Here is a 21,295-nt window from a genome sequence, read left to right as displayed (position 1 = left end):
CGCCTCCCGCGGAAGATCCCCTTCACCAGGAGCGTTCGCGCCGTCACTGAGCGGGCATTGCAGGACCGTACGAACCCGCGAGTAGCAGGGGAGGAAGTGACATGCCGTGACCGAGGGTGCCGGCCTGCGCAGCGGGGACCTGCCGGACGAGCTGACCGCCGCCGAGGCGGGGATGTGGCAGGCCTTCCGCAACGGCAGTGTGTACGACCTGCGCAGCGGGGACACGGCCGTCGACGATCCGCACGGCGGCCATCCCTGGGGGCCCGAGCGCAGTGTCCGGGCCCGGATAGTGGCCTGGCTGCTGCTCGACGGGCCGCCCGCCCTCCAGGGCCGGGTCGCCTCCCTGAAGCTGACGGGCGTCCGGATCACCGGCGTGCTCGACCTCGCGGGCGGCACGGTGGTGCCGTACGTGGAGCTGAAGGGGTGCCGGTTCGAGAAGGAGGTGCTGCTGCCGGAGTCCCGCTTCACCACGCTGCGGCTGGTGGACTGCGCGGTGCCCCGGCTGGAGGCGGCCCGGCTGCACACCGAGGGCGATCTGCATCTGCCGCGCTGCCACTTCCACAACGGGGTACGGCTGACCGACGCGCACATCGGCACGGATCTGCTGCTCAACCAGGCGGTCGTCTACCGGGACCGGCGCGGGCAGTCGATCACCGGCGACGGCATGACCGTCGGACAGGACCTCCAGGCCGAGATGCTGGAGTCGCACGGCGAGCTCAGTCTGCGCGGCGCCACCGTCGGCGTGTCGCTGAGTCTGCGCGGCAGCAGGCTCCGCAACCCGTACACCCGGCTCGCCCTCAACGCCCCCCAGCTCACCGTCAACCGCACGCTCTACATGACCCCCGCGGGCCTCGGCAATCCGCTGGTGACCAGCGGCACCACCCCGGCGCGCGGCACCCTGGTGCAGCGGTTCGAGTGCCAGGGCGGGATCCGTCTGGACGACGGGCGCTTCGGTGACGCGGTCGACTTCGACCGGGCCCGCTTCACCTTCGACGACGACCAGGGGCTGTCGCTGCTGCGGGTCCAGACGCCCGAGCTGCGCTTCCTCGGCGAGCGGCCCGAACGCGGCAAGGTCGTGCTGTCCGGCGCGCGGATCGTCAACCTGGTCGACCGGGCGTCGAGCTGGCCGGAGCCCGGCAGCCTGCACATGGGCGGTTTCACGTACGAGAACCTGGTCCCGCAGGGCGCCTTCCCGCTGACCCGGCGCCTGGAGTGGGTGGCGGCGGCCACCGCCGAGTACGCCCCGGAGCCGTACGAGCGCCTCGCCGCCGTGCTGCGCGACTCCGGTGAGGACGAGGACGCCCGCGAGGTGCTGCTCGCCAAGCAGCGCCGCCGCCGCGAGACCCTGCCGCCTGCCGCCAAGCTCTGGGGCTACGCCCAGGACTGGACGGTCGCCTACGGGTACCGTCCGGGCCGGGCCGCCCTGTGGATGGCGGTGCTGTGGGCGGCGGCGTCGGTCGCCTTCGCGCACGCCGATCACCGGCCGGTCAACACCGACGGGCATCCCGCGTGGAACGCCTCGCTCTACGCCCTGGATCTGCTGCTGCCGGTCATCGACCTGGGCCAGGCCGGCTTCTGGCAACTGCGCGGCGGCTGGCAGTGGCTGGCCGCGGTGGTGGTTCTCCTCGGCTGGATCCTGGCGACGACGGTGGCCGCCGGCGCCACCCGGCTGCTGCGCCGCGGCTGACGCCGCCCCGTCGCCGCACAGCCGCCCCACCCCGCCCCGCAGCCCCGCAGCCGTCCCACAGTCGCCGCACAGGCGTCCCGCAGACATCGCACAGGTGCCGCACACCTGATGGGGTGACACACTTTTACCGGTCCTTGACCCTGGGGCGCACAACCAATCGGCTTTACGAAAGCGTCACCGATCGCCTCTGGCACAGCTCCGACCTGCGGTTTTCAATGGTCGACACCATGGCACTGCTGAGCGCGCTCCTCCGTACCGCCCGGATGGCCCGGCACACCTCACGCCTCGCCGCCGGAATGCCGGCCGACGAGGAGGTGCTGCTCGACGCCCCCGACCACCGGCTGGGCCCCGCGCTGGTCGCGGCGGCCCAGGGCGAGTACGCCCCCGCGGCCGCGCTGCTGGCCGCCACCCGCGAGTCCGCCGAATGGGAGAACCGCGACCGGTACGCCGTACGCCTGGCCGCCTTCGCGCGCTCCCGCGACGCATGGCTCAGACAGTGGCAGGCCGACGACCCGCACGACCCGGACGTCCTTCTCGTCAGGGCCGAACTGGCCGTCCGCCGCGGCTGGGAGTCCCCCGCACGGGTGGAACTGCTGCGCGAGCTCGGTCCGCTGATCATGTCCGCCGCCGAGGGCGATCCGCGCGACCCGGTGCCGTGGCGGATCGCGCTCGACCACGCCCGCGGCACGAACGTCAGGCACACCGAGTTCGAGCAGCTCTGGGCCCAGGCCGTCCGGCGCTCCCCGCACCACTACGGCTGCCACGTGGCTGCCCTCCAGTACCTCTCCGCCGCCTGGTACGGCTCGCACAGCGAGTGCTTCGACTTCGCCGAGCCCGCCGCGCAGGACGCCCTGCCGGGCTCCCTGGTCCAGGCCCTGCCGGTGCGCGCGGCCTTCGCCTATCTGACCGAGGGCGGCGGGCCCGAGGTGCCGCGTGAGCGCCTGGACGCCGCGGCCGACCTGGCGATCTCGGTGTCGGCCTGCTACGCCGCCGCCGACCCGTGGCCCGCCGAGGTGCGCAACCTGCTGACGTACGTCCTGGTCCGGCTGGAGCGCTGGCAGGACGCCCTGGAGCAGCTTCGCCTCATCGGGCCGTACGTGACCTCGTTCCCCTGGGCCAAGGTCTCCGACGACCCGCTCGGCCAGTACCTGGAGCTACGCGACGGAGTCCGTCTGGAGGTCGCCTCGGGCCTTCCACTGCGGGACCGCGCCCCCGGCCGGCTCCCCCGGATCGGGTACGGCGGACTCCTCCGCTCCGTCGACCATTAGGCTTTCCCGTCGTGACCACCGTCCGGCTCCCGCTCTTCCCCCTGAACTCGGTGCTGTTCCCCGGGCTCGTGCTTCCTCTGAACGTGTTCGAGGAGCGCTATCGCGCCATGATGCGCGATCTGCTCAAGACACCCGAGGACGAATCCCGCCGATTCGCCGTCGTCGCCGTCCGCGACGGCCACGAGCTCTCACCCAGTGCGCCCGGCATGCCCGACGGGAGCGCCGTGCCCGACCGCGGGCCCGCCGCCGGGTTCGGGGACGATCCGCTCGCGGCCTTCCACGAGGTGGGCTGTGTCGCGGACGCGGCGACCATCCGGGAGCGCGCCGACGGCAGCTTCGAGGTGCTGGCGACCGGCACGACACGGGTCCGGCTGCTGTCGGTGGACGCCTCCGGGGCGTTCCTGACGGCCGAGCTGGAGGAACTCCCGGAGGACCCGGGCGACGAGGCGGGGGCGCTCGCCGAGGGTGTCCTGCGCGCCTTCCGGCAGTACCAGAAGCGGCTGGCCGGGGCGCGCGAGCGCTCGCTGTCGACCGGCGCGGAGCTGCCGGACGAACCGGCGGTCGTCTCGTATCTCGTCGCCGCCGCCGTGATGCTGGACGTGCCGGCCCGGCAGCGGCTGCTCCAGGCCCCCGACACGGCCTCCCGGCTGCGCGAGGAGCTGAAGGTGCTGCGCGCGGAGACGGCGATCATCCGTAATCTGCCGTCGTTGCCCGCGTCGGACCTGACGCGCGGCCCGACGAGCCTGAACTGACGCTTGCGAGAAGGTCGATGGCCAAGAAGGCGAAGAAGCAGTCCGGCGGCACCCCCGCCACGGTGGCGCTGACGGAGGCGGGCGTCCCGTTCACCGTCCACGCCTACGAGCACGATCCCTCCCACCCGTCCTACGGCGAGGAGGCGGCCGAGGCGATGGGCGTGTCGCCGGAGCGGGTCTTCAAGACCCTGGTGGCGGACGTGGACGGCGCGCTCGTGGTCGCGGTCGTCCCGGTGGCGGGCTCGCTCGACCTCAAGGCCCTCGCCACGGCCGTGGGCGGCAAGCGGGCGGTGATGGCCGACCCGGCGGCGGCCGAGCGCACGACGGGATACGTCCGCGGCGGCATCTCGCCCCTCGGCCAGCGCAAGAAGCTCCGTACCGTCCTGGACTCCTCGGCCGCCGGGCACGCCACGATCTGCGTCTCGGCGGGCCGCCGCGGCATGGAGGTCGAGCTCTCCCCCGGCGATCTCGCGAAGCTCACGGAGGCGGTGTCCGCACCCGTCGGACGGACGTGACCGGCCTTCGGCGCCCGGCGGCTTCACGGTCTGCGCGGCCCCTCGACGGATGCCTGTTCCTCGGTTAAGCACGAAGGGCATGTCGAAGAGAACCCGCAAACGCAAGTGGCGCATCAAGAAGGGCCGCTCCAACCACGGCCGCCGTCCCGCCTGACCCACCCCGTACGGGGAAGGGCCGGCCGGACAGCCGTTGTCACGGCGTCCGGCCGGCCCTGACTCCCCGCGGCGGTACGACAGGCCCTAGGCGGCCGGAGGTCCCTGCGGCGGCGCGGCCTGGTAGGGGTTCTGCTGGTACGGGTCGGGGTCGCGGGGGCCGAACAGGGCCATGAGGCCGAGGTGGACCACCAGGGCGCTCAGGGACCACGCCAGGAGCGCGCCCTTGGCCCCGAGCTTCAGCGGCGCGGAGAACGTGACGCCCTTGCCCACGGCCTTGGCGTGCGCGACCACGTTCTGCGTGGGGCCGAGCCAGATCCCGACCCGCCAGGCGAGCAGCGAGCCGAGCAGGCCGCCCACGGCGAGCGCGATCACCAGGGGCACACCGCCGCGCCGCCGCACGAGGAACACGACCAGGGCGCTCAGCGCTCCGAAGCCGAGCGCGAGCAGGGTGAAGGTTCCGTCGACGCCGATCGCCTGCTCCCCCTCGGTGTCCTTCAGATACACCGCGGTGGCGTCCGCGACCAGCGGCACATGGGGTGCCAGCCACGACCAGAGCACCCCGAGCAGAGCCCCCGCGAGGGCGACCGCGACCGTGATCACGGCAGCCTCCCGCACTTCGGTCTTCATGCCGGGCCCGTCCTGTCCGTAGGAGACCTCGTACGCGCCCGGGTACACGGGGTGACCCGCGGGGCCGGGAGCGGGCTGAGTCTGCCAGGCAGGGTGCGGTGGCCGACGGTCCTCGGGGGACTGTTCGTGCGGCGGGGGAGGTGGAGTCAGCGGAGCGGTCACCCTGCCATCGTGCCAGGCCCCGCTGTGGGCCGCGTCACCGGAGCCGCGTCACCGCACGGCGGCCCGGCGGTAGGCCCAGGCGGCGAGGGCCAGCGAGACCACCCCGACCGCGCCGCACACGGCGAGATCGACGACGACGGCCGCCCAGTCGGGACGCGCCCCGAAGGTGCGGGCGAAGGCCTCGACGCCGTAGGTCGAGGGCAGCAGGTCCCGGAGGTACTGCACCGGGGCCGGCATCCGGTCCGCCGGGAGGACGCCCAGCAGCAGGGCCGCGGACATGCCCATCTGGCCGAGCAGGGTGGCCAGCTCGGGCCGCGGCGCGAGCAGCCCGAACGTGGCGCCGAGCCCGGCGAGCGCGGCGCCCGCGAGCGGGACGACCGCGGCCAGCACCCACAGATGGGCGAGCGGCAGCCCGAAGATCAGGCATCCGAAGACGGCGGTGACGAGGGTGCCGGGCACCGTGAAGGACGCGTACGCGGCCGCGGCCCCGAGCACCACGGCCGCCGGCGGCACCGGCAGCGTCGCGTAGTGGTCGAGGCCGCCGCTCGCCCGCAGTTGCCCGAAGTACTGCGCGAGCAGGTTGAGGGCGACGAAGGCGACGACCAGGACCGTGGAGCCGGCGACCACGGCCCGCGCCTCGGCGCCCCCGTCCACCACCCCACGCATCATGATCATGATACCGAGGGACTGGAAGGTGGCCACGAACAGCAGCGGGATCCGGGCGACACGGGCGCGGGAGAGCTGCGCCCGGTACACGGCGGCCAGCGAGGGCCACAGCCGCGCCCGCGGCCCCAGCTCCGCGGCCGCGCCGGTGCCCTCGGCCAGGGGCAGCGCGCTGCCCGGCAGAACTCCAGCGGGTACGGCACTCACGTCGAACTGCTCCCCTTCGTCGGCAGCCGTCCTGTTCCGCTCACGTACGACGCCCCTCTCCCGTACGAATTCCACGCCCCGGACACTCACGCCTTCACCAGTCCCTGCGTCGCGTGGCCGCCGAGCGCCAGATACACGTCCTCCAGGCTCGGCGTGGCCAGGGTGAAGTCGTCGAGTGCGGCGAAGGCGGCTCCGCCGGTGACCGTGGCCACGGCCGCGCGGGCCTCCTCGGGCGCGAGCCGCAGCGTCCAGCGGCGGCCCGACTCGACGGCGCGGGCTCGCAGCGCGGCGACCTCGGGGACGTGCAGCGGGGCGTTCTCGCGCCAGACGAGTTCGACCCGTACCTCGCCCGCGACCTGCTCCTTGAGCCCGGCGGGGGTGTCGCAGGCGATGACCCGTCCCTCGTCGAGGACGGCGACCCGGTCGAGGACCGTCTCGGCCTCGATGACGTTGTGGGTGACGAGCAGGACCGTGGCGCCCTGTTCCGCGCGGCGCCGGTCGACGGCGGCCCACACGGCGCGCCGGGCGACGGGGTCCATGCCGGTGGTGGGCTCGTCGAGGACGAGCAGCGGGCGCCGCCCGACGAGGGCCGCGGCGAGGCAGGCGAGCCTGCGCTGTCCGCCGGAGAGCTTCCTCAGGGGGCGGGAGGCGAGCGCGGTCAGGCCCAGTTCGTCGAGGACGGCGTCCCGCTCGGCCCGTGCCGCGCGGAGGTCGAGCCCGCGCAGCCGCGCGGTCGTCTCGGCGGCGAGGGACACGGTCAGCTCGTCCAGGGCGGTGGACTCCTGCCCGAGGTAGGCGAGGATGCGGGCGGCCCGTTCGGGGTGGCGCACGATGTCGTGTCCGAGGATCTCGACACTGCCGCTGTCGGGACGCATCAGCCCGGTGAGCTGGCGTACGAGGGTGGACTTGCCGGCGCCGTTCGGCCCGAGCAGCCCGAAGATCTCGCCCCGGCGGATGTCGAGACGTACGCCGTCGGTGGCTCTGACCTCGGGCGTGGCGGGTGTGCCGCGGCGGCCGCGTACGGCCGGATAGGTCTTGGTGAGACCTCGCACGGCGCACACGACATCGCCCCTTTGTCCCGTCGGGGCCGTCTGTGCCGTGCGCGTACTCACGAAGGACGAGAGTACGTGGTCCGGAGCCCCGTGATGCGATCGGGGCCGGGGCGGGCTCCGGGCGAAGGCCCCCACGGCCCCTGCCCGGGGCCGGGGATCACTCCCCCGCGGGCGCGTGCTCCGTCGCGGTGCGGACGTCGATCTCCCGCCAGAATCCGGCCCGGATCGCGTAGCGGTCGTGCTCGTCGATCTGGTCGTCCTTGTGCGCGAGCAGGCCGAAGCGGGCGGCGTAGCGCAGCAGTTCGCCGTCCACCCGGTGGGGGACCCGCGGGTACATCGCCGACAGCTTCTGCAGATGGCTCGGGTCGGTGAGGCGCCCCATCCAGCGGCGCGCGAAGACCTGGCCCACCTCGTACGGGTCGCCGCCGACCGTGGTGATGTCCTCCTCGCGGTCCGCCCACCGCTGCTCGGCGGAGGTGAGCTGGGCGAGCGTGGGCAGCGCGGCGGCCTCGGGGGACTCCGTGGTGGCGCCGGGCCGGTCGACCCAGCCCTTGTCCGAGGACCAGCGCAGCGTGGCGTTGGCGGGGTGCTGGGCGGGCTGGGTGCCCGGTCCGCGGAGCGCGGCCAGGTCCTTCGGTGTGGGGACTCCCTTGGCGGAGGGCACTCGTTCCTGGATGCCGTTCGGCGATTCGGCCGCCTGGTGGTGCTCGGTCTCCTGGGCGGAGCGTTCGGCGGCGGCCGCGAGCGCGGAATCGGGCAGCGGCGCCGAGAGGATGGCGGCGATCTCGGGGCGCGGTACCGGCGGCGGGGCGCAGACCCCGCCGATCTCCTTGGCGCGGACCGCCTTGATGATCCAGGCACGGTCGAGCACCCGCCGCTCGTCGGCCTCCGCCACCAGGTCCTCGGACTGGTTGTAGTCGCCGTCCGCGGCCTGCACGGCCCACAGGTGTACGGCCACGCCGTGTTCCTTGGCGGCCATCATGCCCGGCAGCAGATCGCCGTCGCCGGTCACGAGGACGATGTCGGAGCAGGCGCGGTTGCGGGCGAGCTCGGTCAGCTCGGCGTGCATGGCGGCGTCCACGCCCTTCTGCGCCCACCGTCCGTCGCTGCGGGTCAGCGCGCCCAGGCGTACCGTGACCCGGGGCATCACGCGCAGCCTGCGGTGTTCGGGCTGGGGTACGCGGTCGGGGGCGCCGTCGAACCAGTAGATGCGCAGCAGGGGCCGTTCGGTGTCGGACTCGGCGCGCTCGCGCAGGCCCTGGATGAGGGCGGTGTGGTCGACGGTGATCCGGGATCGGGACGGCTCCCCCGCGAGGAGACTGGCGGCGGCCCCGAGCAGATACCCGGCGTCCACCAGGACGATGCAGCGGTCCACGCGATCCACCCTCTTTCCGGGAGGTTTGCTTCGGGCTTCCTTGGAGTCTGCCCGACCGTGCGGAGGTTAACGGCCGGAACTCGATCTTCGGCGTGGCGGATCGGATGAACACCTACCGACAGGTCTTATTACGCACGGTAATTCTACGAAATGCGCTGCTTGTCAGCCTATGTGAATCTGGTCGCGGCCCTGGCCCCTAGATCCCCCACAGGAGGCAGATCACCATGGCCAAGAACAAGAATCGCAAGCAGGGCGGCCATCAGGACCGCTCCTCGCAGGCCGAGCGTGCGCAGGAGCAGGCCCAGCGGTCGTCGGCGCAGGCACAGCAGTCGCCGATGTCGCAGGCCCAGGGCAGCCCCGCTGATGTTGCCCGTAAGCATCAGAAGCGTTTCGGCCACAACTGAGGCCGCCGCGCGGGCTGTTGAGGCCCGGACACGCACTGAGGGGCGCATCCTGTACCGGATGCGCCCCTCGATGCGTCGGTGTGTGTCCGCCGCGGTGTCTCCGCCGCCTTCGCCGCGCGGTGGTCAGCCGGCCAGGCAGGCCGGGCCGAGCAGCACCTTCAGGTCGCCGAAGAGCGCCGGGTCCGGCTTCACCCGGTGCCGGTCGAGCCGCAGGACCGTGGTCTTGCTCGGGCCCTGGAGCCGGATGCGGACCTCGCTCTCGCCCTTGTGGTGGCTGAGGATCTCGCCGAGACGGCTGACCATCGGCGGAGTCACCTTCAGCGCCGGGATGGTGAGGATCACGGGAGCGTTGGTGCCCGCGTTCGACAGGTCCGGGACCTGGAGTTCCATCGCGACCAGCCGCGGCACGTCCTCGCGCTTGTCGAGGCGCCCCTTGACGAAGACGACCGCGTCCTCGACGAGTTGGGTCGACACGAGCTGGTAGGTCGCCGGGAAGAACATGCACTCGATGGAGCCCGCGAGGTCCTCCACGGTGGCGATCGCCCAGGCGTTGCCCTGCTTGGTCATCTTGCGCTGCAGGCCCGAGATGATGCCGCCGATGGTCACGACCGCGCCGTCCGCGTGCTCGCCTCCGGTGAGCTGCGAGATGCCCGCGTCCGCCTTGTCGGACAGGACGTGCTCCAGGCCGAAGAGCGGGTGGTCGGAGACGTACAGGCCGAGCATCTCCCGCTCCTGGGCGAGCAGATAGACCTTGTCCCACTCGTCGGTGGTGAACTCCACGTCGAGTCCGAAACCGGGCTCGCTGGTGTCCTCGTCCCCCATGCCGCCGAAGAGGTCGAACTGGCCCTCGGCCTCCTTGCGCTTGACCGCCACCACGTTGTCGATCATCGGCTCGAACTGTGCGGTGAGGCCCTTGCGGGTGTGCCCCATCGTGTCGAACGCGCCCGCCTTGATCAGCGATTCCGTGGTGCGCTTGTTGCAGGCGACCGCCTCGACCTTGTCGAGGTAGTCGGGGAAGGAGCCGTACTTCCCCTTGGCCTTGCGGCTGCGGATGATCGACTCCACCACGTTCGTCCCGACGTTGCGGACGGCCGAGAGGCCGAAGAGGATCACGTCGTCGCCCTGGGCGGCGAAGTTCTGCTCGGACTCGTTCACGTTGGGCGGCAGCACCTTGATGCCCATGCGCCGGCACTCGTTGAGGTAGACGGCCGACTTGTCCTTGTCGTCCTTGACCGAGGTGAGCAGCGCGGCCATGTACTCGGCCGGGTAGTTCGCCTTCAGGTACCCGGTCCAGTACGAGACGAGGCCGTACGCGGCGGAGTGGGCCTTGTTGAAGGCGTAGCCGGCGAAGGGGACCAGCACGTCCCACAGGCCCTGGATCGCCTCGTCGCTGTACTTGTTCTTGCGGGCGCCCTCCTGGAAGAGGACGAAGTTCTTGGCCAGCTCGTCGGGCTTCTTCTTGCCCATCACGCGGCGCAGGATGTCGGCCTCGCCGAGCGAGTACCCGGCGATGATCTGGGCGGCCTTCTGCACCTGCTCCTGGTAGACGATCAGGCCGTAGGTGACGGCCAGCACCTCTTCGAGCGGCTTCTCCAGCTCAGGGTGGATCGGCGTGATCTCCTGGCGGCCGTTCTTGCGCTCCGCGTAGTTGATGTGCGAGTTCATGCCCATCGGGCCCGGCCGGTACAGGGCCGAGACGGCGGAGATGTCCTCGAAGTTGTCGGGCTGCATCTGGCGGAGCAGCGAGCGCATCGGGCCGCCGTCGAACTGGAAGACGCCGAGGGTGTCACCGCGGCAGAGCAGTTCGAAGGTCTTGGGGTCGTCCAGCGGGAGGGCGAGCATCTCCAGCTCGACGCCCTTGTTGGCCTTCACCATCTTGATGGCGTCGTCCATGATCGTGAGGTTGCGCAGGCCCAGGAAGTCCATCTTGAGCAGGCCCAGCGACTCGCACTGGGGGTAGTCCCACTGGGTGATGGTCACGCCGTCGGAGTGCCGCACCCAGATGGGGGCGTGGTCGACGATGGGCTCGCTGGACATGATCACGCCGGCGGCGTGCACACCCATCTGCCTCACCAGTCCCTCGACGCCCTTGGCGGTGTCGATGACCTTCTTCACGTCCGGCTCGTTCTCGTACATCCCGCGGATCTCGCCGGCCTCGCCGTAGCGGGGGTGAGAGGGGTCGGTGATGCCGTTGAGGTCGATGCCCTTGCCGAGGACGTCGGCGGGCATCGCCTTGGTGAGCCGGTCGCCCATCGCGTACGGGTAGCCCAGCACGCGCGCGGAGTCCTTGATGGCGTTCTTCGCCTTGATCTTGCCGTACGTGCCGATCATGGCGACCTTGTCGGCGCCGTACTTCTCGGTCACGTACCTGATCACCTCGACGCGCCTGCGCTCGTCGAAGTCGATGTCGACGTCGGGCATGGAGACACGCTCGGGGTTGAGGAACCGCTCGAAGATCAGGCCGTGCGGGATCGGGTCGAGGTCGGTGATGCCCATGGCGTACGCGACGATCGAGCCGGCCGCGGAACCACGGCCCGGTCCCACCGCGATGCCCTGCTTCTTGGCCCACATGATGAAGTCGGCGACGACGAGGAAGTACCCCGGGAACCCCATCTGGATGATGACGTCCATCTCGTACTCGGCCTGCTTCTGGCGGTCGTCGGGGACGCCGCCGGGGAAGCGGCGCTCCATGCCGAGGCGCACCTCCTCCTGGAACCAGGTGACCTCGGTGAAACCGTCCGGGATGTCGAACTTCGGCATGAGGTTCTTCGCCTCGAACATGCCGGTCGTGTCGATCTGCTCGGCCACCAGGAGGGTGTTGGCGCAGCCCTCCTGCCAGGCGTCCGAGGAGTCGACGGCGTACATCTCGTCCGTCGTCTTCAGGTAGTAGCCGGTGCCGTCGAAGCGGAAGCGGTCCGGGTCGGAGAGGTTCTTGCCGGTCTGGATGCACAGCAGGGCGTCGTGGGCGGTCGCCTCGTGCGCGTACGTGTAGTGCGAGTCGTTCGTCACCAGGGGCGGGATGCCGAGCTTCCTGCCGATCTCCAGGAGCCCGTCGCGGACCCGGCGCTCGATCTCGATGCCGTGGTCCATCAGCTCCAGGAAGTAGCGGTCCTTGCCGAAGATGTCCTGGTACTCGGCGGCCGACTTCAGGGCCTCGTCGAACTGGCCGAGGCGCAGCCTGGTCTGGAGCTCGCCGGAGGGACAGCCGGTGGAGGCGATGAGCCCCTCCGACCACTGGGAGATCGTCTCCTTGTCCATCCGGGGCCACTTCTGGAGCCAGCCCTCGGCGTACGCGTCCGAGGAGAGCTTGAAGAGGTTGTGCAGGCCCGTCCGGTTCGACGCCCAGATCGTCTTGTGCGTGTAACCGCCCGAACCGGACACGTCGTCGCGCTTCTGGTGCGGCTGGCCCCACTGGATCTTGCGCTTGTTGCGCCGGGACTCCGGGGCGACGTACGCCTCGATGCCGATGATCGGCGTGACGCCCGCCTTCTTCGCCGTGTGGAAGAAGTCATAGGCCCCGTGGAGGTTGCCGTGGTCGCTCATCGCGATATGGGTCATGCCCATCTCGTTGCACGCGTCGAACATGTCCTTCAGCCGCGCGGCACCGTCCAGCAGCGAGTACTGGGTGTGGACGTGCAGGTGCGTGAACGGCGGCTTCGACACGGTTTCGGCCTCCAGGAAGAACCATCGGTTACAGGCTGCGGACAGTCTGGGGGGTCAGCGTCGAAGTCTATGACGCGGGACTGACACTCGGCGGAGCATCATCCGTACCGTCGTACGGGGGCCCGTCGTCCGGGGTGTGCGTTCGCCGCCGGAACCCGGGCACTCCCGCGTATGTTCGTCCGTTGGAAGTGGACGGACCCCTTGTCCCGGGGCGGCGCGCCCGCCCCGTCATGTCATGCACCACCTGCACCAGGAGGCACCCAGCGATGTCGGTCCCGCAGCTCAGCGCCGAGCAACGCGGCGAGCAGATCCTCGCCGTCTTCGACACCGCCTTCGGCGAGCTCCTGGCCGCCGACCCGGCCGCGTTCCGCGTGAAGTTCCGCAAGATGGCGGCTTCCGCCTTCGCGTTCTACCGCGGCACGGCGGCGCTCTTCTACCACGACCTCGACCAGGACCGGCGGGGCGGCCCGTACCTGGACGAGCGCACCTCGCGTGTGTGGATCCACGGCGATCTGCACGCCGAGAACTTCGGCACGTACATGGACGCCCAGGGCCGTCTGATCTTCAACGTGAACGACTTCGACGAGGCCTATGTGGGCCCCTTCACATGGGACCTCAAGCGCTTCGCCGCCTCCGTGGCCCTCATCGGGTACGCGAAGGCGCTCAGTGACGAGCAGATCACCGAGCTGGTGCGGGTGTACGCGGCCGCCTACCGCGAGCGCATCCACGCGCTGGCCACCGGCGCCAAGAGCGACGAGGTGCCGCCCTTCACCCTGGACACCGCCGACGGTCCGCTCCTGGACGCGCTGCGCGACGCCCGCTCGCTGACCCGCTTCGGGCTCCTGGACTCGATGACCGAGATCCGCGACTTCGAGCGCCGCTTCGCCCCGGGCGGCGGCTCCATCGAGCTGGACGCCGCCACCCGGTACAAGGTCCTCGCGGCCTTCGACGGCTATCTGGAGACGCTCCCGGAGTCCTCGCTGACCCGCCCGGACTCGTACCGCGTGAAGGACGTCGTGGGCCGCCGCGGCATCGGCATCGGCTCGGCCGGCCTGCCGTCGTACAACATCCTTCTGGAGGGCAACAGCGACGCCCTGGAGAACGATGTGGTGATCTACATCAAGCAGGCCCAGACCCCGGCCGTCTCCCGGCACGTCACGGACGCCGCGATCCGCGGCTACTTCCAGCACGAGGGCCACCGCACGGTGATCTCGCAGCGTGCCCTGCAGGCGCACGCCGACCCGTGGCTGGGCTGGACCGAGCTGGACGGCGCGGGCCAGCTCGTCGCCGAGGTCTCGCCGTACGCGGTGGACCTGGACTGGGGCGACATCGACGACCCCGACGAGATCGCCTCGGTGGTCGCGGACCTCGGCCGCTCCACCGCCACGATGCACGCGGCGGCGGACGACGAGAGCGGCCACTCGGAGCTCGTGCCGTTCTCCACGGAGCGGGCCATCGACGCGGCCATCGCGGCCGACGAGGACGGCTTCGCCGACCTCCTGGTGGACTTCGCGCACAGCTACGGCGGCCGCGCGCGAGCCGACCACCAGATCTTCGTGGACCTGTTCCGCAACGGCCGGATCCCGGGCCTGTAGAGCACACGGCCGGCCACGGGGCGTCACCCGCGGCCGGCCGCTCCACAACGCTCCCGTAACGCACAGGAGCCCTTTAGGGGACGCTTACGGGAGCGCGTGGGAGACTCACCTCTGCTATGGACATATCCGGGACCCAGCTCAGAGCCGCGCGCGCGGCCGTGTTCACGGCTGTCGTCGTGACGCTCTCCGCCGCGTCGCACGTGCTGCTGTCCCAGATGCCGCTGCCGCTGACCACCGTGGCCGCGATCAGCGCCGCCGTCTTCGCCCTCTCCTTCGCGCTCGCGGGCCGCGAGCGCGGCTTCGGCCGCATCGCCGCCCTGCTCGTCCCGCTGGAACTGGCCGCCGACACCGTGTTCACGACCGGCCAGCACGTCTGTTACGGCAGGGCGGGCGGTCCGGTCGCGGGCCCGCTGCGCTCGGTCGGCCTCGACGTGCTGTGCGGCGGCACGGTGGGGACCCCGCTGTCCCGGGTGACCGGCGGCGCCCCCGACCGCGCCGCCGCCCTGCTCGCGCACGCCGACCCGGCCGCCGCCTGGCTGCTGCTGGGCGCGCATGTCGCCGTCGGCCTGCTCGCCGCCGCGTGGCTGCGCCGGGGCGAGCGCGCCCTGGACCAGCTCCTGCGCGCGGTGGCCGCCTCCACCTTCCGGCCGCTGCTGCTCGCCGTCGCCGCGGTGACCGTACGGCTGGCCCCGGCCCGTCCGCTGCCGCGCACCGCGCACCGGCCGGCCGCTGCCCGCACCCGCCTGTTCACGCACTCCCTGGGACGACGCGGACCGCCCCTCAGGGCCGTTCACGCCTGAACCCTGAGCATCAGCAGTCCCCCTTACGTATTCCGCGTACCACGTTGTGCGCGTCCCCGATGGAGAACACCACTATGAGCAAGCGGAACAACCAGGCGTCGAAGACGGCGGCGCGCGAGAAGCTGCGCCTGGAGCGCGAGCGCCAGGCCAAGCGCGACAAGGTCAAGCGCCAGGCGATCGTGGCCGGCTCCCTCGTCGCGGTCCTCGCGATAGCGGGCGGGATCGGCTACGCGGTCGTGCAGAACAACAAGCCGTCCCAGTGGGAGGCCGTCGCGAGCGACAAGGTGGTCGCCCCGGCGAACACCACGGGCAAGGACGGCACGACCGTCGTCATCGGCAAGGACACCGCGAAGAAGACCCTGAAGCTGTACGAGGACCCGCGCTGCCCGATCTGCGCCTCCTTCGAGCAGACCGTCGGCCCGACGGTCACGAAGGACCTCGACGCCGGCAAGTTCAAGATCCAGTACATCGGCGGCACGTTCCTCGACGGCGACTCCGACAAGAGCGGGAAGATCCAGATCGGCTCCCGCGGCGAGGGCTCGAAGAACGCGATGAGCGCCATGGGCGCCGCGCTGAACGTGAGCCAGGAAGCCTTCCTGGCGTACAAGAGCGCGCTCTACACGGCGAAGTACCACCCCGACGAGACGACCGACAAGTTCAAGGACGACGCCTACCTCATCAAGGTCGCGAACACCGTCCCGGCGCTGAAGAACAACGCCACTTTCCAGGACGCGGTCAAGAAGGGCACGTACGACGCCTGGGCGCTGGCCATGTCCGAGACCTGGAACAACAACAAGGACGGCGTCACCGGTACGCCGAGCCTGGTCATGGACGGCAAGAAGCTCACCGGCTCGGACGGCCAGAACGCTCCGATGACCGCTGCCGAGTTCACCACGGCGATCGACGCGGCCCTCAAGGCCTGACCGGCCGGCACCGCGGCGGCCCCGGACCGTTTCGGGAGCGGGGCCGATCCGCGTGACCTGTGTGATCCGGGTGACGTGAGCGGCGAAAAGCCAAAGAGCGGGCGAACTTTTCCAGTTCGCCCGCTCTTGGCTTGTACTGATCGGTAACCTCATCGCCCGTGACCAGTCGACTCAGATCAACCAACTCCGGGGACGCCCTCAACTCCCGCGCCCCGCGCCGCCGTACGGTCGTCAAGGCCGCGGCCGCCACCGCCGTTCTCGCCGCCCCGCTCGCCGCCGCCCTGCCGGCCCGCGCCGCCGAGGCACCCACCTTCCTGCACGGAGTCGCCTCCGGCGACCCGCTGCCCGACGGCATCCTGCTGTGGACCCGGGTGACGCCCACCTCCCAGGCGATACCCGGCTCCGGGCTCGGCCCGGACACCGAGGTGAGCTGGACCGTCGCCAGGGACAAGGCGTTCACGTCCGTAGTCGCCACGGGTTCCACCGTCGCGACCGCCGCCACCGACCACACCGTCAAGGCGGACATCCGCGGCCTGCAGCCCGCCACCGACTACTGGTTCCGCTTCTCCGCCGGCGGCACCGACTCGCCCGTCGCCCGCACCCGCACCACCCCGGCCGCCGACGCGTCCGTGGCCGGTCTGCGCTTCGGCGTGGTCTCCTGCGCCAACTGGGAGGCCGGCTACTTCTCGGCGTACCGCCACCTCGCCGCCCGTAACGACCTCGACGCCTGGCTGCACCTCGGCGACTACATCTACGAGTACAAGTCCGGCGAGTACGGGACCCGCGGCACGGTCGTACGGCCGCACGCCCCGGCCAACGAGATCCTCACCCTCGCCGACTACCGCACCCGGCACGGCCGTTACAAGACCGACCCCGACCTCCAGGCCCTGCACCACAAGGCGCCGGTCGTCGCGATCTGGGACGACCACGAGTTCGCCGACAACTCCTGGTCGGGCGGCGCGGTCAACCACACCGAGGGCGCCGAGGGCACCTGGTCGGCCCGTCAGTCGGCCGCGAAGCAGGCCTACTTCGAGTGGATGCCGGTCCGTCCGGCCATCGCCGGAACCACCTACCGCCGGCTGCGCTTCGGCAAGCTCGCCGACCTCGCGCTGCTCGACCTGCGCTCCTTCCGGTCGCAGCAGGCGTCCACCGCCAGCGGCTCGGTCGACGACCCGGACCGTACGATCACCGGCCGCGCCCAGCTCGACTGGCTGAAGTCCGGGCTCAAGTCCTCGGACACCACCTGGCGTCTGGTCGGCAACTCGGTGATGATCTCGCCGTTCGCGGTGGGCTCCCTCTCCGCCGACCTCCTCAAGCCGCTCGCCAAGCTGCTCGGACTCCCGCAGGAGGGCATCGCCGTCAACACCGACCAGTGGGACGGCTACACCGACGACCGCCGCGAACTGCTCGCGCACCTGCGGTCCAACGCCATCCGCAACACGGTCTTCCTGACCGGCGACATCCACATGGCCTGGGCCAACGACGTGCCGGTGGACGCCGGTACGTACCCGCTGTCCCCGTCCGCCGCCACGGAGTTCGTCGTCACCTCGATGACGTCCGACAACCTCGACGACATCGTCAAGGTCCCCGAGGGCGTCGTCTCGGCCGTCGCCTCCCCGATCATCCGCGCGGCCAACCGCCATGTGCACTGGGTCGACACCGACCGGCACGGCTACGGGGTCCTGGACATCACGGCCGACCGCGCGCAGATGGACTACTACGTGCTGTCCGACCGCACGAACCCGAACGCGACCTCGTCCTGGGCCCGTTCGTACCGCACGCGCAGCGGTACGCAGACGGTGGAACGGACGTACGACCCGGTGTAGTCCCCCCGGGGCTACACCGAATCAAGGAAGCCGAGTGCCACCTTCCAGGTGGCCTCGGCCGCCTCGGCGTCGTAGTCCGGCAGGTCCGGGTCGGTGTAGATGTGCCCCGCGCCCGCGTACCGGTAGATCTCCACGTCGGCTCCGGTTCTCTGCATCTGGAGATACCAGGCGCTCAGCCAGTCGTCCGTCTCGAACTGGTCGGGCTCGGCGACATGGAGCTGGACCGGAAGCTCGTCCACCGACGCGCTCTCGGCGATGTCCGACGTGCCGTGCAGCAGGAGCAGTCCGCGGGCCTTCTCGTCGCCGAGGGCCAGCGTCTGACCGATCGAGGCGCCGAGGGAGAAGCCCGCGTAGACGAGGCCGCGGTCGGAGTAGGGCGCGGCGGCCAGGACCGCCCGCTTGAGCAGCTCGTCCTTGCCGATCCCGTCGCTGAAGGCCATGCCCTCCTCGACGGTCTCGAAGGTGCGCCCCTCGAAGAGGTCGGGGGTCCACACCTCGTGGCCCGCGGCGCGCAGTCGGTCCGCCGCCGCGCGCACCGCCGGCCGCAGGCCGTAGGTCGAGTGAAAGAGCATGATGTTCATGGAGTCCATGGTGCCAGCCGGCACCGACAGCGCCGCTCCGGCCGTCCGGCGGGGTGGCCCCGGGCGGTTCCGGGGTGCCCTGGAGCGAGCCCCTGGGATACCCCGTTCCGCCCCGAGAACACATGTTCATGACGCCGGTGGCCGGTTAGCTTCTCAGACATGGAGAACGTACTGCGCCCGGTGATCGTCGTCGGCGGCTCGGTCGTGCTCACCCTCCTCATCGGATGGTCCGTGGACCGTCTGCTGCGGCGGGCTGACGACCGGCACAGCGAGACCTCCCTGTGGGGTCTGCTCCGCCGCGGCCGTGTCCCCTTCCAGCTCGTCCTGTTCGCGGCCCTGCTCAGAGGCTCCTACGGCCAGGTGAGGCTCCTGGCCGAGCACCGGACCGGCATCGGCCGGACCCTGACCCTGATCCTCATCGGCGCCGCCGCGTGGCTGGTGGTGAGCATCGCCACGGCGGTCGTCGAGACTTCCTACAGCCGCTACGCGAACGCGCACCGCGATCCCGCCCGGATCCGCCGGGTCCGCACCCAGGTGACACTGATCCAGCGGGTGGTCACCGCGGTCGTCGGTGTCGTCGCCGCCGCCGCGATGCTGCTCACCTTCCCCGCGATGCGCGCGGCCGGCGCCTCGCTGCTGGCCTCCGCCGGGATCCTCGGCATCGTCGCCGGTGTCGCGGCCCAGTCCACCCTCTCGAACCTCTTCGCCGGACTCCAGATCGCCTTCGGCGACATGGTGCGGCTCGGCGACACCGTGGTGGTCGACGGCGAGTGGGGCACGGTCGAGGAGATCACCCTGACGTTCCTGACGGTACGGACGTGGGACGAGCGCCGGATCACCATGCCGGTCTCGTACTTCACGTCGAAGCCGTTCGAGAACTGGTCGCGCGGCACCCCCCAGATGACCGGAATCGTCTTCCTGCACCTCGACCACTCCGCCCCGGTGGAGGCGATGCGCGGGAAGCTGCGCGACATCCTGCGCGAGTGCCCGGCCTGGGACGGCCGCGACTACGGCCTCGCCGTCACCGACTCGACGCCCAACACCATGCAGGTGCGCGCCCTGGTCACCGCGAAGGACGCGGACGACATCTGGACGGTACGGGTCACCGTCCGCGAGCAGCTGATCCGCTGGCTGACCGAACAGCACCCCTACGCGCTCCCCCGCGTCACCACCGCCGAGGCGGCGCCGCTCCCCGGGCAGAGCTCGCGCACGGGCCGCCCGGACCCGGACGCGGTGGCGTCCCGCCCCCACGCCCGCCACAGCCACGAACCACCCCGCACGGGCCCGGGCCGCGGCTGAGCCCCGGCAGCGCGTCCGGTGCCGGGTGAACGCACCCGGCGCCGGTGGCGCGGGGGGCGCCGGCGGATGCGCCGGCCGGTGTCAGCGGAGGCTGCGGACGTCCAGGTGTCTCAGGACGCGGTCCACGATCTCCGGGTCGGCCCCGGGCTCGCTCCGCGCGGACAGCACCTCGTGCCGGGCCGCGCTCATCATCTCCCCCTGGATCCGCCGCATCCGCTTCACCCGCCGAACCCGCTGCAGATGCGCCTCGCGCCGCTCCTCGTCCCCCATGTCCGGGCTGATCCGCACACCGATCTCGAAGGCCCGGCGCAGCAGTTGCTCGGAGAGCTCCTCCGGCAGCTCCTCCACCTCCTCGATCTCCCGCAGCCTCCGCTTCGCGGCCTTGGCGGCCCGTACCGCGAGCTCCTTCTCGAAGGCCTTCTCGACGTCCTCGTCGGCCCGCACCCCGAGTCTTCTGACGAGCCAGGGCAGGGTGAGCCCCTGGATCACGAGGGTCGCCATGATCACTCCGAAGGCGATGAACACGATCTCGTCGCGGTCGGGGAACGGCGACCCGTCGTCCATCTTCAGCGGGATCGCGAGCGCCAGGGCCACGGAGGCGACCCCGCGCATCCCGGCCCACCACATGACCACGGTCTCCCGCCACGAGGTCGGGATCTCCTCGTCGTAGTCCCGCTTGGCGTGCAGCCGCTTGGTCAGCCAGGTCGCGGGCAGCAGCCAGGCCAGCCGTACGAGCACGACCACGACCACAATCGTGACGGCCCAGCCGAGCATCTCGCCCCAGCGGCCCGAAGCGGTCCGGATGGCGTTGTGGAGCTCCAGCCCGATGAGCCCGAAGGCGACGCCGGTGACGAGCGTGTCCACCACCTCCCACACGGTCGCCCCGGCGAGCCGGGTCGCGACGTCGTCGGCGTCGGTGGCGTACTCGGCCAGGAACAGGGCGGTGACGAGCACGGCGAGCACGCCCGATCCGTGCAGTTCCTCGGCCAGCACGTACGCGGCGTAGGGCACCAGCAGGGTGAGGCCGACCTGGAGGGGGGCATCGCCGACCAGCGTCATCAGCTTGTTCGCGGCCCACCCGAGGGCCAGCCCGACGACGAGCGCCACGACGGCGGAGAGCACGAAGTCGAGTCCGGCCCGCCAGGGCGAGAAGGTCCCGCTGACCGCGGCGGCGATGGCCACGTGGTACAGCACGATCGCCGTGACGTCGTTGAAGAGCCCTTCCCCCTCCAGGATCGACACCAGGCGGCGCGGGAGCCCGAGCTGGCCCGCGACGGCGGTCGCCGCGACCGGGTCGGGGGGCGCGACGAGAGCCCCCAGGGCGAAGGCGGCGGCGAGCGGCAGACCGGGCACGATCGAGCTCGCGACGGCCGCGACCGCCAGGGTGGTGACGAACACCAGGGCCACGGCGAGCAGGAAGATCGGGCGTCTGTTCGCGGCGAACTGTCTCCACGAGGTGCGGCGCACCGCGGCGTACAGCAGCGGCGGCAGCAGCGCGGGCAGGATCAGTTCCGGCGGGATGTCCACGTCCGGGACGAAGTCCAGCACGGCCAGCACCATGCCGAGCAGGGTCACCAGGACCGGAGAGGGAAGCCCCCATCGCTCCCCGAGCGGGACGCTGACCACGGCCCCGAGGAGCAGCACGAACAACAGGGCCAACTGATCCACGGTCAGCGCTCCGGCGGGGTCTAGACGATCAAAGGCGAACCAGACCCCAAGCGTGCCACGCGACTACGGCGA

At 71.3% G+C, this 21,295-nt stretch carries 17 protein-coding genes; 10 read left to right on the top strand and 7 right to left on the bottom strand.

Going from position 1 to position 21,295, the window contains the following annotated elements:
* The first annotated feature begins 106 nt into the window (after positions 1–106).
* The 4 genes from ACWEBX_RS04385 (at position 107) to ybaK (ending at position 4,222) form a co-directional block, all read left to right on the top strand.
* Positions 107–1,687 carry an oxidoreductase gene (locus ACWEBX_RS04385; RefSeq protein WP_451883395.1) on the top strand — a complete coding sequence of 527 codons (1,581 nt, stop codon included), beginning with the start codon at positions 107–109 and terminating at the stop codon, positions 1,685–1,687.
* A 227-nt stretch (positions 1,688–1,914) separates the two neighbouring features.
* Positions 1,915–2,955 carry a hypothetical protein gene (locus ACWEBX_RS04380; protein ID WP_451883394.1) on the top strand — a complete coding sequence of 347 codons (1,041 nt, stop codon included), beginning with the start codon at positions 1,915–1,917 and terminating at the stop codon, positions 2,953–2,955.
* A gap of 11 nt (positions 2,956–2,966) precedes the next feature.
* A complete protein-coding gene (locus ACWEBX_RS04375; protein WP_451883393.1) occupies positions 2,967–3,707 on the top strand; it encodes an LON peptidase substrate-binding domain-containing protein in 741 nt (246 codons plus the stop codon).
* 17 nt (positions 3,708–3,724) lie between these two features.
* A complete protein-coding gene (ybaK, locus tag ACWEBX_RS04370) occupies positions 3,725–4,222 on the top strand; it encodes a Cys-tRNA(Pro) deacylase (protein WP_451883392.1) in 498 nt (165 codons plus the stop codon).
* Positions 4,223–4,462: 240 nt separating this feature from the next.
* On the opposite strand, the gene ACWEBX_RS04365 is transcribed toward ybaK, so the two are convergent.
* The 4 genes from ACWEBX_RS04365 to ACWEBX_RS04350 form a co-directional block, all read right to left on the bottom strand.
* Complete coding sequence (locus ACWEBX_RS04365) at positions 4,463–5,167, bottom strand: AAA family ATPase (protein ID WP_451883391.1); 705 nt, start codon at positions 5,165–5,167, stop codon at positions 4,463–4,465.
* A 48-nt stretch (positions 5,168–5,215) separates the two neighbouring features.
* Complete coding sequence (locus ACWEBX_RS04360; RefSeq protein WP_451883390.1) at positions 5,216–6,037, bottom strand: ABC transporter permease; 822 nt, start codon at positions 6,035–6,037, stop codon at positions 5,216–5,218.
* An 86-nt stretch (positions 6,038–6,123) separates the two neighbouring features.
* Complete coding sequence (locus ACWEBX_RS04355) at positions 6,124–7,098, bottom strand: ABC transporter ATP-binding protein (RefSeq protein ID WP_451883389.1); 975 nt, start codon at positions 7,096–7,098, stop codon at positions 6,124–6,126.
* A 148-nt stretch (positions 7,099–7,246) separates the two neighbouring features.
* Positions 7,247–8,464, bottom strand: coding sequence for an NYN domain-containing protein (locus tag ACWEBX_RS04350; RefSeq protein ID WP_451883388.1), 1,218 nt, complete (start codon positions 8,462–8,464; stop codon positions 7,247–7,249).
* A 224-nt stretch (positions 8,465–8,688) separates the two neighbouring features.
* Between ACWEBX_RS04350 and ACWEBX_RS04345 the strand changes: the two genes are divergently transcribed.
* Positions 8,689–8,868, top strand: a complete 180-nt coding sequence (locus tag ACWEBX_RS04345) for a hypothetical protein (protein ID WP_451883387.1) — start codon at positions 8,689–8,691, stop codon at positions 8,866–8,868.
* A gap of 123 nt (positions 8,869–8,991) precedes the next feature.
* Here ACWEBX_RS04345 and dnaE read toward each other — a convergent pair whose 3' ends face one another.
* Complete coding sequence (dnaE, locus tag ACWEBX_RS04340; RefSeq protein ID WP_451883386.1) at positions 8,992–12,531, bottom strand: DNA polymerase III subunit alpha; 3,540 nt, start codon at positions 12,529–12,531, stop codon at positions 8,992–8,994.
* Positions 12,532–12,797: 266 nt separating this feature from the next.
* On the opposite strand from dnaE, the gene ACWEBX_RS04335 reads away from it, so the two are divergent.
* The 4 genes from ACWEBX_RS04335 (at position 12,798) to ACWEBX_RS04320 (ending at position 17,675) form a co-directional block, all read left to right on the top strand.
* The gene (locus tag ACWEBX_RS04335) at positions 12,798–14,126 is read left to right on the top strand and encodes a DUF2252 domain-containing protein (protein WP_451883385.1); all 1,329 of its coding nucleotides are present in this window, start codon (positions 12,798–12,800) and stop codon (positions 14,124–14,126) included.
* Positions 14,127–14,242: 116 nt separating this feature from the next.
* Positions 14,243–14,926 (top strand): hypothetical protein, encoded by a 684-nt coding sequence (locus ACWEBX_RS04330; protein WP_451883384.1) that lies wholly within the window; start codon positions 14,243–14,245, stop codon positions 14,924–14,926.
* Between the two features lie 74 nt (positions 14,927–15,000).
* The gene (locus ACWEBX_RS04325) at positions 15,001–15,849 is read left to right on the top strand and encodes a thioredoxin domain-containing protein (RefSeq protein WP_451883383.1); all 849 of its coding nucleotides are present in this window, start codon (positions 15,001–15,003) and stop codon (positions 15,847–15,849) included.
* Positions 15,850–16,007: 158 nt separating this feature from the next.
* Positions 16,008–17,675, top strand: coding sequence for an alkaline phosphatase D family protein (locus ACWEBX_RS04320; protein WP_451883382.1), 1,668 nt, complete (start codon positions 16,008–16,010; stop codon positions 17,673–17,675).
* Positions 17,676–17,686: 11 nt separating this feature from the next.
* Here the strand turns inward: ACWEBX_RS04320 and ACWEBX_RS04315 are convergent, their stop codons facing one another.
* Positions 17,687–18,256 carry a dienelactone hydrolase family protein gene (locus ACWEBX_RS04315; protein WP_451883381.1) on the bottom strand — a complete coding sequence of 190 codons (570 nt, stop codon included), beginning with the start codon at positions 18,254–18,256 and terminating at the stop codon, positions 17,687–17,689.
* A gap of 159 nt (positions 18,257–18,415) precedes the next feature.
* Here ACWEBX_RS04315 and ACWEBX_RS04310 point away from each other — a divergent pair, with 159 nt between their 5' ends.
* On the top strand, positions 18,416–19,555 hold the full coding sequence (locus tag ACWEBX_RS04310; RefSeq protein WP_451883380.1) for a mechanosensitive ion channel family protein: 1,140 nt from the start codon (positions 18,416–18,418) through the stop codon (positions 19,553–19,555).
* Positions 19,556–19,636: 81 nt separating this feature from the next.
* Here ACWEBX_RS04310 and ACWEBX_RS04305 read toward each other — a convergent pair whose 3' ends face one another.
* The gene (locus ACWEBX_RS04305; protein WP_451883379.1) at positions 19,637–21,223 is read right to left on the bottom strand and encodes a Na+/H+ antiporter; all 1,587 of its coding nucleotides are present in this window, start codon (positions 21,221–21,223) and stop codon (positions 19,637–19,639) included.
* Positions 21,224–21,295 lie beyond the last annotated feature (72 nt).

The organism is Streptomyces sp. NPDC005070, from assembly GCF_053600395.1.
Note: the sequence above shows the minus strand (reverse complement) of the source record. Positions and strands in the feature narration are given on the sequence as shown.

Excerpts from the sequence above, each read along its gene's own strand:
- ACWEBX_RS04315 (WP_451883381.1), bottom strand. The coding sequence starts at position 18,256 with ATGAACATCATGCTCTTTCACTCGACCTACGGCCTGCGGCCGGCGGTG.
- ACWEBX_RS04325 (WP_451883383.1), top strand. The coding sequence starts at position 15,001 with ATGAGCAAGCGGAACAACCAGGCGTCGAAGACGGCGGCGCGCGAGAAG.
- ACWEBX_RS04330 (WP_451883384.1), top strand. The coding sequence starts at position 14,243 with ATGGACATATCCGGGACCCAGCTCAGAGCCGCGCGCGCGGCCGTGTTC.
- ACWEBX_RS04310 (WP_451883380.1), top strand. The coding sequence starts at position 18,416 with ATGGAGAACGTACTGCGCCCGGTGATCGTCGTCGGCGGCTCGGTCGTG.
- ACWEBX_RS04380 (WP_451883394.1), top strand. The coding sequence starts at position 1,915 with ATGGCACTGCTGAGCGCGCTCCTCCGTACCGCCCGGATGGCCCGGCAC.
- ACWEBX_RS04335 (WP_451883385.1), top strand. The coding sequence starts at position 12,798 with ATGTCGGTCCCGCAGCTCAGCGCCGAGCAACGCGGCGAGCAGATCCTC.
- ACWEBX_RS04345 (WP_451883387.1), top strand. The coding sequence starts at position 8,689 with ATGGCCAAGAACAAGAATCGCAAGCAGGGCGGCCATCAGGACCGCTCC.
- ybaK (WP_451883392.1), top strand. The coding sequence starts at position 3,725 with ATGGCCAAGAAGGCGAAGAAGCAGTCCGGCGGCACCCCCGCCACGGTG.